The 14978-nt window shown below is 68.2% G+C and carries 14 protein-coding genes and 1 rRNA gene; 9 read left to right on the top strand and 6 right to left on the bottom strand.

Going from position 1 to position 14978, the window contains the following annotated elements; all coding sequences use genetic code 11:
- Positions 1–18: 18 nt before the first annotated feature.
- The 5 genes from QTI33_RS10425 to QTI33_RS10405 are packed head-to-tail and all read left to right on the top strand — an operon-like array spanning position 19 to position 5068.
- Positions 19–885: a creatininase family protein gene (locus tag QTI33_RS10425; RefSeq protein ID WP_286505790.1), complete on the top strand. Its 867-nt coding sequence runs from the start codon at positions 19–21 to the stop codon at positions 883–885.
- Positions 886–943: 58 nt separating this feature from the next.
- Entirely contained in the window at positions 944–1933 is a 990-nt protein-coding gene (locus QTI33_RS10420; protein WP_286505789.1) for an ABC transporter substrate-binding protein, read from the top strand.
- Between the two features lie 38 nt (positions 1934–1971).
- Positions 1972–2808, top strand: a complete 837-nt coding sequence (locus QTI33_RS10415) for an ABC transporter ATP-binding protein (protein ID WP_286505788.1) — start codon at positions 1972–1974, stop codon at positions 2806–2808.
- 38 nt (positions 2809–2846) lie between these two features.
- Positions 2847–3704 (top strand): ABC transporter permease, encoded by an 858-nt coding sequence (locus QTI33_RS10410; protein WP_444814836.1) that lies wholly within the window; start codon positions 2847–2849, stop codon positions 3702–3704.
- A gap of 5 nt (positions 3705–3709) precedes the next feature.
- On the top strand, positions 3710–5068 hold the full coding sequence (locus QTI33_RS10405; protein ID WP_286505787.1) for an FAD-binding oxidoreductase: 1359 nt from the start codon (positions 3710–3712) through the stop codon (positions 5066–5068).
- Here the strand turns inward: QTI33_RS10405 and lnt are convergent.
- The 4 genes from lnt to QTI33_RS10385 all read right to left on the bottom strand — a co-directional run bounded on the left by lnt (position 5065) and on the right by QTI33_RS10385 (position 8903).
- Positions 5065–6579, bottom strand: coding sequence for an apolipoprotein N-acyltransferase (gene lnt, locus QTI33_RS10400; RefSeq protein WP_286506319.1), 1515 nt, complete (start codon positions 6577–6579; stop codon positions 5065–5067). The genes QTI33_RS10405 and lnt overlap by 4 nt on opposite strands.
- Before the next feature lie 56 nt (positions 6580–6635).
- Positions 6636–7514 carry a CorC family transporter gene (locus QTI33_RS10395; protein ID WP_286505786.1) on the bottom strand — a complete coding sequence of 293 codons (879 nt, stop codon included), beginning with the start codon at positions 7512–7514 and terminating at the stop codon, positions 6636–6638.
- 81 nt (positions 7515–7595) lie between these two features.
- A complete protein-coding gene (locus QTI33_RS10390) occupies positions 7596–8321 on the bottom strand; it encodes a GNAT family N-acetyltransferase (RefSeq protein ID WP_286505785.1) in 726 nt (241 codons plus the stop codon).
- A 108-nt stretch (positions 8322–8429) separates the two neighbouring features.
- A complete protein-coding gene (locus tag QTI33_RS10385; protein WP_286505783.1) occupies positions 8430–8903 on the bottom strand; it encodes an Lrp/AsnC family transcriptional regulator in 474 nt (157 codons plus the stop codon).
- Between the two features lie 142 nt (positions 8904–9045).
- On the opposite strand from QTI33_RS10385, the gene hppD reads away from it, so the two are divergent.
- Entirely contained in the window at positions 9046–10173 is a 1128-nt protein-coding gene (gene hppD, locus QTI33_RS10380) for a 4-hydroxyphenylpyruvate dioxygenase (protein WP_286505782.1), read from the top strand.
- 26 nt (positions 10174–10199) lie between these two features.
- Entirely contained in the window at positions 10200–11006 is an 807-nt protein-coding gene (locus QTI33_RS10375) for a transporter substrate-binding domain-containing protein (protein ID WP_286505781.1), read from the top strand.
- Here the strand turns inward: QTI33_RS10375 and QTI33_RS10370 are convergent.
- Positions 10999–11856: an esterase/lipase family protein gene (locus tag QTI33_RS10370; protein WP_353506332.1), complete on the bottom strand. Its 858-nt coding sequence runs from the start codon at positions 11854–11856 to the stop codon at positions 10999–11001. The genes QTI33_RS10375 and QTI33_RS10370 overlap by 8 nt on opposite strands.
- A 125-nt stretch (positions 11857–11981) precedes the next feature.
- Here QTI33_RS10370 and QTI33_RS10365 point away from each other — a divergent pair, with 125 nt between their 5' ends.
- Together QTI33_RS10365 and QTI33_RS10360 are read left to right on the top strand one after the other, a co-directional pair.
- The gene (locus QTI33_RS10365) at positions 11982–13673 is read left to right on the top strand and encodes an AMP-binding protein (protein WP_286505779.1); all 1692 of its coding nucleotides are present in this window, start codon (positions 11982–11984) and stop codon (positions 13671–13673) included.
- Positions 13670–14596, top strand: a complete 927-nt coding sequence (locus tag QTI33_RS10360; RefSeq protein ID WP_286505775.1) for an MBL fold metallo-hydrolase — start codon at positions 13670–13672, stop codon at positions 14594–14596. Before QTI33_RS10365 ends, QTI33_RS10360 begins: the two co-directional genes overlap by 4 nt.
- Before the next feature lie 72 nt (positions 14597–14668).
- Here QTI33_RS10360 and rrf read toward each other — a convergent pair.
- Positions 14669–14781, bottom strand: a 5S ribosomal RNA gene (gene rrf / locus QTI33_RS10355).
- Between the last annotated feature and the right edge of the window lie 197 nt (positions 14782–14978).

Genomic DNA, 14978 nt, shown 5'->3' with positions numbered 1-14978 from the left:
TCCCGCTACAGGACTCCCATGCTCCACGGCTACATCCCGCCCCACCGCTTCCTGCCCTACCTGAGCTGGACCGAGATCGACGCGCTGCCCGACCGCGAGAACACCGTCGTCGTGCTGCCCTGCGGCGCCATCGAGCAGCACGGCCCGCACCTGCCCTGCTCGGTCGACAGCGTCATTGCCTCGGGCGTGATGGGCAAGGCGCTGCAACGCCTGCCGCCCGAGGTCCGGGCCTTCGCGCTGCCGACCATCACCTATGGCAAGTCGGAAGAGCACCTGCACTTCCCGGGCACCATGACGCTGACCGGCACCACCCTGCTCGCGACCGTGATCGAGATCGGCGAGTCGGTCTACCGCTCGGGCTTTCGCAAGCTGCTGCTGGCCAACGGCCATGGCGGCCAGCCGCAGGTGCTCGAGATGGCGGCGCGCGAGCTGCGCCTGCGCCATGGCGACTACGTGGTGGTGCCGCATGGCGTGTCGCGGCTGCCGAGCGCGGCCAGCAAGCAGGTGAGCGACCAGGAAAAGCGCCTCGCCATGCACGCCGGCCATTCGGAGACGGCGCTGATGCTCGCGCTGGCGCCCGAGACGGTGCACATGGAGCGCGCCGCTGCCAATTTCCCGCCGCCGTTCCCGATCAAGCTGCTGTCGCCCGACGGCCGCCCGGCCTGCGCCTGGACCGCGCGCGACTTCGGCCCCAGCGGCGTCATCGGCGACCCGACCAGCGCCACCCGCGAGCAGGGCGAGGAGATCCTCGACACCCTGGCCGCGAGCTGGGTCCAGGCGCTGACCGAGCTGCACGCGCTGCGCTGGGTGGTGCGCGACGAAGCCACCTGGGGCCGCGGCCACGAGCAGGGCTTCATCCAGACCGCCGCCACCGTCGCGGCCTGAGGCCCGCTCCTTGCATTCCGTTCCGCTTCGCTTCCAACCCCACAGAGAGGTCCTCACCATGCGCCTTCCCCACGCCCTTCGTCTCGCCCCCCTGGCCGCGGCCCTCGCGCTGGCCGTCGCCGCGCCGGCCCAGGCCCAGGACAAGTTCACCTACATGACCAACTGGTACGCGCAGGCCGAGCACGGCGGCTTCTACCAGGCGCTCGCCCAGGGCATCTACAAGAAGTACGGCCTCGACGTCTCGATCAAGATGGGCGGCCCGCAGGTCAACATCACGCAGATGATGGCCGCCGGCCAGGCCGACTGCATCATGGGATCGAGCGACATCCAGATGATGCAGGTGCGCGAGGGCGGCGTGCCGGTGGTCAACGTCGCGGCCTTCTTCCAGAAGGATCCGCAGGTGCTGATCGCCCACGACGACGTCAAGAAGTTCGAGGACCTCAAGGGCAAGACGATCCTGATCGGCGCCCAGGCCAACCGCGGCTACTGGCCCTGGCTGAAGGCCAGGTTCGGCCTCACCGACGAGCAGACGCGCCCCTACACCTTCAACATCCAGCCCTTCGTCGCCGACAAGAACACGGCGCAGCAGGGCTACCTGACCTCCGAGCCCTACGCGATCCAGAAGGCCGGCGTGAAGAGCACCGTGCTGATGTTCAGCGACCACGGCTTCCCGGCCTATGCGACCACGGTGTCGTGCATGGACAAGACCGTGAAGGAGCGCAGCAAGCAGGTGGCGGCCTTCGTCAAGGCCTCGGCCGAAGGCTGGAAGAGCTACCTCGCCGATCCGGCGCCCGCCAACGCGCTGATCAAGAAGGACAACCCCAACATGACCGACGACCAGCTGGCCTACAGCGTCGCCAAGCTCAAGGAGATGGGCATGGTCACCGGCGGCGACGCGGCCACGCAGGGCATCGGCGTGATCACCGATGCGCGCACCAAGGCCAGCTACGACTTCCTGGTCTCGGCCAAGCTGCTCGACCCCGCCAAGGTCGAGATCGCCAAGACCTACACGACCGACTTCGTGAAGGACGCGAAGGTCCTGCCCTGACACACCGGGCGCCCGGGCGCCCTCTCGAAAGGCTCTGCATGAACGACACCGAATCCGCCGCCTACGCGCTGCCGGCGCAGCCCCGGCTCACCGTCCCGGCCGTCGAGGTCCTCTCGGCCGAGAAGACCTACCCGAACGGCACCCAGGCGCTGCTGCCGGTCGACCTCCGGATCGCCGAAGGCGAGTTCGTCACCCTGCTCGGTCCCTCGGGCTGCGGCAAGAGCACCCTGCTCAAGATGGTGGCCGGCATGCTCGAGCCGACCGACGGCCGCCTGCTGGTGTGGCGCAAGCCGGTGGCGCAGATCGACGAGAGCGGCCGCCGCATGGCCTTCGTGTTCCAGTCGCCGACGCTGATGCCCTGGGCCAGCGTGCGCAGCAACGTGCGGCTGCCGCTCGACCTGGCGGGCGTGCCGCGCAAGGAGGCGGAAGACCGCGTCGCCGAGGCGCTCGAACTGGTGGGGCTGGACAAGTTCGCCGGCGCCCTGCCGCGGGCGCTGTCGGGCGGCATGCAGATGCGGGTCTCGATCGCGCGCGGCCTGGTCACGCAGCCCGACCTGCTGCTGATGGACGAGCCCTTCGGCGCGCTCGACGAGATCACGCGCCACAAGCTCGACGCCGAGCTGCTGGAGCTGTGGCAGAAGAAGAAGCTGACGGTGATCTTCGTGACCCATTCGATCCACGAGGCGGTGTTCCTGTCGAGCCGCGTCGTGATGATGGCCGCGCGGCCGGGCCGCGTGGTCGAGCAGTTCCGCATCGACGAGCCCTACCCGCGCCGCGCCGACTTCATGGTGTCGCCGCAGTTCAGCCGCTACGCCAAGACCTTGCAGGACAGCCTGCTGCGCGCCAGCAGCGCGCACGACGAGGTGCAGGCATGAGCGCGCTGGCACCGACCACCGCCGCGGGAACGACCACGATGACCTCCTCCACCAGGCCGCGCCCTGCACCGACGCCCACACTGAAGAAGCCACCGGCCCGCATTCCGCTGCTCCAGCAGCCGCGCGTCCAGCGCGTGATGTACCCGCTGCTGGTCGGCGTGGTGCTGGTCGCGCTCTGGCAGGGCCTGGTGACGGCGATGGAGCTGCCGCCCTACCTGGTGCCCTCGCCGTACCTGATGCTGCAGACGCTGGTCACCGACTGGGTGCCGCTCGGCATGGCCCTGCTGGTGACGCTCAAGATCACGGTGCTGTCCTTCGTGGCCGCGACCCTCGCCGGCGTGCTGATCTCCTTCCTGTTTGTGCAGAGCAAGCTGATCGAGACCGCGCTGTTTCCCTACGCGGTGCTGCTGCAGGTCACGCCGATCGTCGCGGTCGCGCCGCTGATCATCATCTGGGTCAAGAACCCGACCGCGGCGATGGTGGTCTGCGCCGCGCTGGTCGCGCTGTTCCCGATCATCAGCAACACCACGCTCGGCCTGCGCAGCATCGATCCCGACCTGCAGAGCTACTTCAAGCTCAACCGCGCCACCCGCTGGCAGCAGCTGGTGCGCCTGCGCATCCCGAGCGCGCTGCCCTATTTCTTCGGCGGCCTGCGCATCTCCAGCGGCCTGGCGCTGATCGGCGCCGTGGTGGCCGAGTTCGTCGCCGGCACCGGCGGCTCGGGCGCCGGCCTGGCCTACCAGATCCTGCAGGCCGGCTTCCAGCTCAACATCCCGCGCATGTTCGCCGCCCTGCTGCTGATCTCGCTGACCGGCGTCGCGCTGTTCGTGCTGATGGCCTGGCTCACGAAACTCGCGCTCGGCTCCTGGCACGCGAGCGAACTCTCCCAAGACTGACTCCGATGAATGCACCCATGACCTCGATCGAGCGCCTGCACCTCGAACTGCCCGAACTCGACTGGATCACCGACCCCGGCCGCATCGCGCGGCTGTCGCAGGACTTCGCCTGGTTCAGCCCGGTGCTCGACCGGCAGCTCAAGGACAAGCGCGCCGATGCCGTCGTGCGCCCGCGCACCGAGGACGAGATCCGCGCGCTGGTCGGCGCCTGCGCCCGGCTCGGCGTGCCGATCACGATCCGCGGCAGCGGCACCGGCAACTACGGCCAAACCACGCCGCTGGCCGGCGGCGTGGTGCTCGACATGACCGGCTACAACGCGCTGCTGTGGGTGCGCCCCGGCGTCGCGCGGGCGCAAGCAGGCATCCGGCTCGGCGAACTCGAGAAGCACGCCCGCCCCTCCGGCCAGGAGCTGCGCTGCATTCCGTCGACCTACCGCAGCGCGACCCTGGGCGGCCTGTTCGGCGGCGGCTTCGGGGGCGTCGGCTCGATCAACTACGGCCCGCTCGGCGCCCCCGGCAACGTGCTCGGCCTGCGCGCGATGACCATCGAGCCCGAGCCGCAGATCGTCGAACTGCGCGGCGCCGAGGCGATGCGCATGCACCACCTGTGGGGCACCAACGGGCTGGTGCTGGAACTGGAGGTGGCGCTGGCGCCGGCCCATCCCTGGCTCGAGAGCCTGGTGGTGTTCGACGCCTTCGCCCCGGCGCTGGCCTTCGCCGACGCGCTGGCGCACGCCCCCGGCATCGTCAAGCGCGAGGTCGCCTTCTTCGCCAGCCCGGTGCCCGACCACCTGGCGCAGCTGGCCGAGCATCTGCCCCAGGGCTGCCACGCGGTGCTGTCGCTGGTGGCGGAATCCTCCGAAGACCCGATGCGTGCGCTCGCCGAGGTGCACGGCGGCCGCATGAGCTATCGCAAGACCGCCGAGGAGGTGAGGAAGAGCAATCGCACCTTGATGGAGTTCACCTGGAACCACACGACGCTGCATGCGCTCAAGGTCGACAAGTCGCTGACCTACCTCCAGAGCAGCTTCGTCCCGGGCCGGCACGTGGCGCAGATCACCGAGATGGAGCAGCGCTTCGCCGGCGAGGTGCTGATGCACGTCGAGTTCCTGCGCGGCCTCGACGGCCTCCTGACCTGCAGCGCCCTGCAGCTGGTGCGCTTCACGACCGAGGAGCGGCTGGCCGAGATCATCCGCCTGCATCGCGAACACGGCGTGCGCATCAACAACCCGCATGTCTTCGTCGTCGAGGACGGCAAGGCCGGCGGCGCATTGGCGCCCGAGATCGTCGAGATGAAGAAGCGCTTCGACCCGCGTGGCCTGCTCAATCCGGGCAAGCTGCGCGACTGGCCGGTGAAAGCCTAGGCCGAACGGCGGCGCCGGCTGAAGATCGTCGCGCCGACCACGGCCAGCGCCAATCCCCACAGCGGCCAGAGCCCGAGGCGCGACACCCACACCGCGTACGGCGTGCGGCCGCCCCGCCCCTCGACCTCGGCCTTCAGCACGCCGCGCGTGAGCCGTGGCAGCGAATGCGTCACCTGGCCGCGATGGTCGATGACCACCGTGGCACCGGTGTTGGTGGCGCGCACCATCGGCCGCTGGAACTCGAGCGCCCGCATGCGGGAGATCGCCAGGTGCTGGTCGATCGCGATCGAGTCGCCGAACCAGGCGATGTTGCTGACGTTGAGCAGCACCGTCGGTGCCTCCTCGGCGCTGCGGAAGTTGGCCCCGATCTCGTCGCCGAACAGATCCTCGTAGCAGATGTTCGGCGCGATGCGCTGGCCCAGCCAGACGAAGGGCGGCTGCGCCAGCCCGCCGCTGCGAAAGTCGCCGAGCGGGATGTTCATCATGTCGGTGAACCAGCGGAACAGGCCCGGGATGAATTCGCCGAACGGCACCAGGTGGTGCTTCTCGTAGCGGTAGGGCGCCGCCTCACCCGGGCGGAAGCCCAGCACGGCATTGCTGTAGGAACGGCCATCGCCCGTCGGCAGGCCGACGATGGCGGCCTGGCTGCCGCTCGCATAGCGGGCCGCAATCGCCTCCAGGTAGCCCGGCGGCAGTTGCGAGGGCAGCAGGGGCAGGGCCGTTTCCGGCGTGATCACCAGCGGCGCGTCGGCATCCCGCAGCTGCTCGCCGTACCACTGCAGCGCGGTCGCGATGCCGCCGCCGGGAACGAATTTCTCGTCCTGCGGGATGTTGCCCTGCAGCAGGGCGACGGTGATGCGGCCGCGCGAGCGGGCCTCATCATCGGCCGGCACGCCGCGCGCGAGGGCGATCAGCGCCGGAACGCCGAACAGCACGAGCGCCAGCCCGACGGGCAGCGCGAAGGCGCGCCCGCGCGCATGGCGCATGGCCAGCGGCACCAGCGTCGCGATGCCGGCGGCGATCGCGCCGATCCCGTAGACGCCGACCCAGGGCGCATAGAGGGCCAGCGGCCCTTCGACGTGCGCATAGCCGCCCGCGCCCCATGGGAAGCCCGTGAACCAGCTGCCGCGCAGCAGTTCAGCCAGGGTCCACAGGGCGGCGAAGAAGGCGGCCGAACGCAGCGGGCTCGCCGGGGCGAAGGCCACATACAGGGCGCAGCCGACCGCGTAGTAGAGCGACAGCGCGGCCGCCAGCGCGAACACCGCCACGGCCGCCAGCGGTGCCGGCAAGCCCCCATAGGTGTGCATCGAGATGAACAGCCACCAGAAGGTGCCGCACAGCCAGGCGCTCGCGAACACCCAGCCGAGCAGCCCTGCCGCGCGCCAGGGCCGGGGCCCGGCAGCCGGTGCATCGGCGCCGACCGGACGCAGCGCGTCCAGCTGCCAGCCCAGCGCCGCCAGCGACAGCAGCTGCAGCCACCACAGCGGCTGGCCGCTCCAGGGCGCGGCCATCGAAGCCGCCTGGGCCAGCCCCGCGAGCCCGAAGCCCAGCGCGCGCAACGTGGTTTTCAATCGGCCGAATCGTCGCCGCGCGCCGGCGAGACCTTGAACCAGCGCACCGCGCCGCCCTTGGTGTGCAGCACGACGAAGTCGAAGGCGCCGAGCGCGTAGTGCTCGCCGCGCTTGGGCACGTGGCCCATCTCGTGCGCGATCAGGCCGCCGATGGTGTCGAATTCCTCGCTCAGCGCCTCGTCGTCGAAGGTGATGCCGAAGGCCTCGGCCACCCGCTCGATGGGCGTGTCGCCCGCCACCCGGTAGGTGTGGTCGGCCAGGCCGAAGATGTCGCCTTCGTCCTCTGGAATGTCGAACTCGTCCTCGATCTCGCCGACGATCTGCTCGAGCACGTCCTCGATGGTGATCAGGCCGGCGACGCGGCCGAACTCGTCGATCACCACCGCCAGGTGGTTGCGGTTGCCGCGAAACTCGCGCAGCAGGTCGTTCAGGCCCTTGCTCTCGGGCACGAAGGTGGGCGGCCGCAGCAGCGCGCGGATGTTCAGCCCCGGCGCGCGCTGCAGCTTGAGCAGGTCCTTCGCGAGCAGGATGCCGATGATGTTTTCCTTCTCGCCCTCGTAGACCGGAAAGCGCGAGTGGGCGGTGTCGATCACCAGGTGCAGCAGCGCGTCGTAGGGCGCGTCGATGTTGACCAGGTCCATCCGCGGCGCCGCCACCATCACTTCGCCGGCCGTCATGTCGGCCATGCGCAGCACGCCTTCGAGCATCACGCGCGATTCGGCGCCGATCACGTCGTTGTCCTCGGCGTCGGCGAGCGTTTCGATCAGTTCGTCGCGGGAATCGGGCCCGGGGTGGATGAATTCAGCGAGCTTCTGGAGAAAGCTGCGCTTGTCTTCGCGTTCGACGGGCGCGCGATCAGGGTGAGGGTCGGCCACTGCAGCAGGGCGGAGTTGGGGAAACCAGAGGATAACCCACCCCCGGAGCCGGGCGCTGCGCGGCCGGACTTCGAGGTGGGTTCAGGGCGCGGACTTCTCGCGCGCGGCGCGCACGCCGCTGCGGATTTCCTGCAGTTCGCCCAGGAAAGACCAGAACTGCTTGGCCCGGGTCTTGAGCTGGTAGTCGACCTGCGCGAAGTGCTGCAGCGCGATCTCGCTCATGCGGCTGTCGAAGGTGGCGGCCGGGAGTTCGAGATGGGCCTCGGACTCGGAGCCGCTGCGCACCACGGTCGCGCCGGCGTTGCGCGCGATCTTCAGCATCGCGGCGTTCTCGCTCAGCGCGTGGATGAACAGCATGCCGACGCCTTCGTTGCGCGCCACCACCACGGCGCGCTCGAACAGGCGCGCGCCGTAGCCGCGTCCGCGGGCGTGGACGGCCACGGACACGCCGAACTCGGCGCAGTCCTGCTGCTGGTCGGCCGGTGCGAAGGCCAGGTGGGCCATCGCGATCAATTCGAGCCGGCGGTTGTAGATGCCGAACAGTTCGTCGCGCTCGAAATCGAGCCCGTCGACATAGCGCTGGACTTGTTCGTCGGAGGCCGCATAGCCGAAGCGCAGGTAGCGGTCGTGCTGCGGCAGGGCCAGCAGGTGCTGCGCGATGCGGCCGCGCTCGCGCGGGCCGATCGAACGGATCGGCACCATGACGGGGTGCGGCGCGGCGGCGCGCGGTTGCGCCTCAACCATCGGCGCCTTCAAGAACGAGCCGACGCCGAGTGAGGCTAGAAAGAGGGCCTTGGCGGTAAGCATGCATGGAATATAAGGGTTTTCCCTAAACCTTCAAGGACGCGGGGTCTGCTCCCAGACGATTCAGTGAACAAATTCCGCTCTTGCCTTATCGGCAGCCGACGCACGTTGTTACAGGGGCACGGCCGTCGTTGCCTTGACCCGGTCGAGCACGAAGCTGGTCTTGCAATCCTGGACGCTCGGGTGCTTCAGCAGCGTGTTCATGATGAAGCGGCTGTAATGCGCCATGTCGGCCACGACCACGCGCAGCAGGTAGTCCATCTCGCCCGTCAGCGCCGCGCATTCGACGACCTCGGGCCAAGTTTGCACGCTCGCCCGGAACAAGTCCATCGGGTTGCGCTTGTGGCTCTCGGTGAGCTTTTCGAGCCGCACGTTGAGGTAGGCCGTGAGCCCCAGGCCGACCGCCTCGGGCTTGACCAGCGCCACATAGCGGTCGATGACGCGGCTTTCCTCCAGCCGCTTGACCCGCCGCAGGACGGCGCTGGGCGACAGGCTGACCTGCTCGGCCAGTTGGTCGTAGGTGGCACGTCCATCGGCCTGAAGCGTGCGAAGGATTTGCCGATCTATCTTGTCAAGTGCATCCATCTACGAAATTTTGCATCTTTCCTGCGTCAGATACCCGTTAGATGCCCAAAAACGCCGAAATCATGAAGGCCCGCGCTTTTACAGTTCCATACCGACACCGCTTCGCCGCGGCCGCACACTGACTTCCCACGGAGATCACACCATGAGCACCACCGACACCGCCGCCTTCACCCCCTGGGAGAACCCGATGGGAACCGACGGCTTCGAATTCATCGAGTACGCGGCACCGGACCCCGCCGCCATGGGGCGCGTCTTCGAGCAGATGGGCTTCCGGCCGATCGCCAGGCACCGCCACAAGAACGTGCTGCTGTACCGCCAGGGCACGATCAACTTCATCATCAACTCCGAGCCGGATTCGTTCGCCCAGCGCTTCGCGCGCCAGCACGGCCCCAGCATCTGCGCCATCGCCTTCCGCGTGCAGGATGCCAAGGCCGCCTACGAGCGCGCGATCGGCCTCGGCGCCTGGGGCTTCGCACCCGGCGCCGGCCCGGGCGAGCTCAACATCCCGGCGATCAAGGGCATCGGCGACAGCCTGATCTACTTCGTCGACCGCTGGCGCGGCAAGAACGGCGCGGCGCCCGGCGACATCGGCAACATCGGCTTCTACGACGTCGACTTCGAGGCCCTGCCGGGTCTCTCGGCGGTCGAGGCGCTGGCGCCCGAAGGCCATGGCCTGACCTACATCGACCACCTGACGCACAACGTGCACCGCGGCCGGCTCAAGGAATGGGCCGATTTCTACGAGCGCCTGTTCAACTTCCGCGAGATCCGCTACTTCGACATCGAGGGCCAGGTCACGGGCGTCAAGAGCAAGGCCATGACCAGCCCCTGCGGCAAGATCCGCATCCCGATCAACGAGGAAGGCAACGAGAAGGCCGGCCAGATCCAGGAGTACCTCGACAGCTATCGCGGCGAGGGCATCCAGCACATCGCGATGGGCTCGCGCGACCTCGCGCATTCGGTCGATGCGCTGCGCGCCTCGGGCGTCAAGCTGCTCGACACCATCGACACCTACTACGAGCTGATCGACAAGCGCATCCCGGGCCACGGCGAAGACGTGGCGGCGCTCAAGCAGCGCAAGATCCTGGTCGACGGCAAGAAGGGTGCGCTGCTGCTGCAGATCTTCAGCGAGAACCAGCTCGGGCCGATCTTCTTCGAGTTCATCCAGCGCAAGGGCGACGACGGCTTCGGCGAAGGCAACTTCAAGGCGCTGTTCGAGAGCATCGAGCTCGACCAGATTCGCCGCGGGGTGCTGGCCGCCGCACAATAGGCGCCCCCATCCCACCTGGAGTCTCCATGCGCCTTCCGACGTCGCCCTCGCTTCGCTCCCTTCCCTGGATCGCCGCCGCGGTGCTGGCGCTCGCAGGCTGCGCCACGGCGCCGCCCCCGGCGACGCCGGTCTCCCGCCTGGACGCCGTGCCGAAGGCCGGCGTGCTGCGCATCTGCACGCCGGGCGACTACAAGCCCTTCAGCTTCCAGAAGCCGGACGCGGCCTACGAGGGCATCGACGTCGATCTCATGACGGGCTTCGCCTCCAGCCTCAACGCACGGCCGGAGTGGGTCAAGACCAGCTGGGCCAACCTGCTGCCCGACCTCACGGCCGGCAAGTGCGACATGGCGGTCGGCGGCATCTCGGTGACCACCGACCGGCAGAAGCTGGCCTTCTTCAGCAGCGCCTACATGGTCAACGGCAAGACGCCGATCGCGCGCTGCGCCGACGTCGCCAAGTACCAGACGGTGGCCCAGATCGACAAGCCGGGCGTGCGCGTGATCTTCAACCCGGGCGGCAGCAACGAGCGCTTCGCCCGCGCCAATTTCAAGCAGGCCAAGCTGACCCTGCACGGCGAGAACGTCACGATCTTCGACGAGATCCTGGCCAACCGCGCCGACGTCTTCGTCACCGAGTCGGCCGAGGCCATCACGCAGCAGAAGCTCAAGCCCGGCCTCTGCGCGATCAATCCCGATAAGCCCCTGCAGTACGGCGAGATGGCCTGGCTGCTGCCGCGCGACGACGTCGCCTTCAAGTCCTATGTCGACCAGTGGCTGCACCTGTCGCAGGCCGGCGGCGAGTTCCAGCGCGTGATGGACCGCTGGCTCAAGTAGCGTCGAGCAAGGCCAGCACCTCGCGCCGGACGGGCGCGTCGAAGGCCAGCTCCACGTGGCCACGGCCGGCGGCGAGCCGGTTGTCGGCGCCCGGCAGCGTCGCCACCGAGGTCGGGAACACGATGTTGTCGCTGTTCGAATACCAGCAACTGAAGGGCACCTGCTGCACGCTCGTGCGCTCGCCGTCGATGCGTTGCAGCCAGTCGCCGCCCATGCGCATCTGGCGGCCGTTGGCCGTGCGGCCGAAGCGCGCCAGCCAGGTGCCGCGGTGCGGCGTGCCGATTGTCACGATGCGATGCACCCGCGCGCCGTCGGCATCGCGCAGCCAGGCCCGGGCCGCGAGCCCGCCCATGCTGTGGCAGATCAGGAGCGGCGGCTGTCCGGTGGCGGCCGTCACGCGCACGATCGCGGCGTCGATGGTCTGCACGTAGCGGTCGATCGAACCGAAGACCGGCTCGAGGTCGACCGCGACGAAGGCACGGTCGGCGGCGCGCAGCTCGCGCAGCCAGGGCGTCCAGAAGGCGCGATTGCCGACGAAGCCGTGCACCAGCACGACGCCCCGCCGGCTGGCCTGCGGCAGGTGGTCCGGAATGGCGCGCCACCGAAAGGGCTGGTACCAGGCGAAGACGCACGGCGCTGCGATGCTCTCGGCCAGCCAGGCCTTGAAGAACTGCCAGCCGCTGGCACGCGGCAGCGGGTCGCTGTCATCGACGCGCCAGGCCAGCACGAACTCGAACCCCAGGAAAACCGCGTGCGTGCCGCTCAGCACCAGCAGCCCGGCGATCGCCGTCGCCGGCGAGCGGCCCCACCAGGCGGCGGTCCATGCGCCCGCGGCAATCCACCACGCCAATACCAACCAACGCTGAGCACGTGCAACCATCCGCCAACTATCGCACGCGCGACCCGCGGCCCTAGGACAAGCCCGCTGGCGTCGGGTGCCGGCTCGCTCCGACAATCCGCGCCAAAGGAGATCGAATGCAGACATCAGTGCTTCAGAGTTATCCCGCCGGCGTGCCGCATGAAGTCCACCCCGAGCAGTACCGCTCGCTGGGGCAGCTCTTCGACGAGTCGTTCAAGCGCTACGCCGAGCGCCCCTTCTCGGTCTGCATGGAGCAGTGGATGACCTATGGCGAGGTCGACACGCTGTCGACGGCCCTGGGCGCGTGGCTGCAGTCGCTCGGCCTCGAGCCCGGTGCCCGCGTGGCCGTGATGCTGCCCAACGTGCCCCAGTTCGCGGTCACGGTCTGCGGCGTGCTGCGGGCGGGCTACACCTGCGTCAACGTCAATCCGCTCTACACGGCGCGCGAACTCGAGCACCAGCTCAAGGACTCGGGCGCCACCGCGATCGTCATCCTCGAGAACTTCGCCACCACGCTCGAGCAGGTGATCGACCAGACCGCGATCCAGCACGTGGCCGTGACCTCGATGGGCGACCTGCTCGGCGGCATGTACGGCGCCTGGATCACCTTCGCCGTGCGCCATCTCGCGAAGATGGTGCCGCCCTTCAAGATCGCGCTGTCCAACGGCCGCACCGTCACGCCCTTCAAGGACGCGATCGCGGCCGGTCGCGGCCGCACGCTGGCCGCCGACCCGAGCAGCCTCGATTCGATCGCGTTCCTGCAGTACACCGGCGGCACCACCGGACTGTCGAAGGGCGCGGTGCTGACCCATCGCAACATCGTTGCCGCCACCTTGCAGGCCGAGGCCTGGTTCACGCCGGCGCTGGGGCGGGCGGGCGACCTGTCCAAGGTCAACAGCATCGCCGCCCTGCCGCTCTATCACATCTTCGCGTTAACGCTGCTGCTGCTCGCGATCCGCCAGGGCTCCCACCTGACGCTGGTGCCCAATCCGCGCGACATCGGCAAGTTCGTCGCCGTGCTGAAGAAGCGGCCGTTCCACATGCTCCCCGCCGTGAACACGCTCTTCAATGCCCTGCTGGTCCATCCGGAGTTCAAGAACGTCGACTTCTCGCAGCTGTTCGTCTCGCAGGCCGGCGGCATGGCGGCCTCCGAGGGCACGGCGCGCAAATGGTTCGAGGTCACGGGCTGCCCGATGATCGAGGGCTGGGGCATGAGCGAGACCTGCGCGATCGGCACCAACAACCCGGTCACGAACACCCACTACAGCGGCAACATCGGCCTGCCCCTGCCGGGCATCGAGATCGCGATCAAGGACGACCAGGGCCGCTCGCTGCCCGCGGGCGAGCCCGGCGAACTCTGCATCAAGGGACCGAACGTGATGGTCGGCTACTACAACCAGCCGGCCGAGACCGCGGCCGCCTTCACGGCCGACGGCTTCATGCGCACCGGCGACGTTGCCGTCATGCAGGAGGACGGCTACAGCCGCATCGTCGACCGCAAGAAGGACATGATCATCGTCAGCGGCTTCAACGTCTATCCGAACGAACTCGAGAACGTGATCTCGCTGTGCCCCGGCGTGGTGGAATGCGCCGCCGTCGGCGTGCCCGACGAGAAGCAGGGCGAGGCGATCAAGGTCTTCGTCGTCCGCAAGGACCCGGCGCTGACCGAGGAAGCGGTGATGCGCTATTGCCATGACCAATTGACAGGCTACAAGCGGCCGAAACAGATCGAGTTCCGCGACGCGCTGCCGAAGACCAACGTGGGCAAGATCCTGCGCCGCGAACTGCGCGAGGGCGCAACGGCTTGACGACGTCGGCAGACGGGCTGCCCTCGGGGCTCCAGGTCTTCGAGCGCGGCTGGCTGTCGGCCAACAATGTGCTCTTCATCGGCCGCGAGCAGACGGCCGTGATCGACACCGGCTACGCGACGCACGCGGCGCAGACCGTCGCGCTGGTGGACGCCGCGCTGGGGCCGCGGCCCCTCGACCTGCTGCTCAACACGCACCTGCACAGCGACCACTGCGGCGGCAACGCCGCGCTGCAGGCGCGCCACCCTGGCGTTCGAACGCTGATCCCGCCCGGTGAATCCGCGGCCGTGGCGTCCTGGGACGAAGACGCGCTGAGTTTCAAGGCCACCGGCCAGCGCTGCGACCGCTTTCGCTTCGACGGGCTGCTCGCCGCGGGCCGCGAGATCGTGTTGGCCGGCCTCCCGTGGCAGATCCATGCCGCCAAGGGACACGATCCGCATTCGGTCATGCTGTTCGAGCCCGTTTCGAAGACTCTGGTCTCGGCCGATGCGCTCTGGGAAAGCGGGTTTGGCGTCGTTTTCCCGGAGTTGCTAGGCGAACCGTCGTTCGACGAGGTCGGGGCCACGCTGGACCTGATCGCGTCGCTGGCGCCGCTGCACGTGATTCCGGGCCACGGGCGTGTCTTTCACGATGCGCCGGCCGCCTTGCGCAAGGCTCGCAGCCGGCTCGAGGGCTTCCAGCAGCAGCCGGCCAAGCATGCGCGCCACGCGCTCAAGGTGCTGCTGAAATTCAAGCTGCTGGAATGGCAGAGCATCTCGCGCGGTGAATGGGCCGCCTGGCTGGCGGAGACGCCGTATGTGGAGACGGTCCGGACGCGTTTCTTCAGCGCCTCGCCATTGGACGACCTGACCGGGGAGATCCTCGGAGAACTCGTCGCCGTCGGTGCTGCGGCCACGGATGGCGCGCGCATTCTGAATCGCTGATTATCGCCTGCGCGGCGTGCCCAAAGCAAAACGCCCAGCCTTTTGAGGGGCTGGGCGGATTGGGCTGTAAGAGCCTGACGATGACCTACTTTTACACGGGAACCCGCACTATCATCGGCGCTGAGTCGTTTCACTGTCCTGTTCGGGATGGGAAGGAGTGGGACCAACTCGCTATGGTCATCAGGCATAAAGGGTTGTCACCTTGACTCAAGTCAAGGCAACGAATTCATAGAGTCTGGAATTAGCTTTGGATGCTTTTGGCATCGGAATCTTGAATGCGTCAACTTGGCATAACACCTTGATCATGTAGATCAAAGTTATAGGGTCAAGCCGCACGAGCAATTAGTATCAGTTAGCTTAACGCATTACTGCGCTTCCACAC

It is taken from the genome of Variovorax davisae (assembly GCF_030316845.1).
Lineage (GTDB): Bacteria > Pseudomonadota > Gammaproteobacteria > Burkholderiales > Burkholderiaceae_C > Variovorax > Variovorax davisae.
This window is presented reverse-complemented; position numbering and strand designations above follow the sequence as displayed.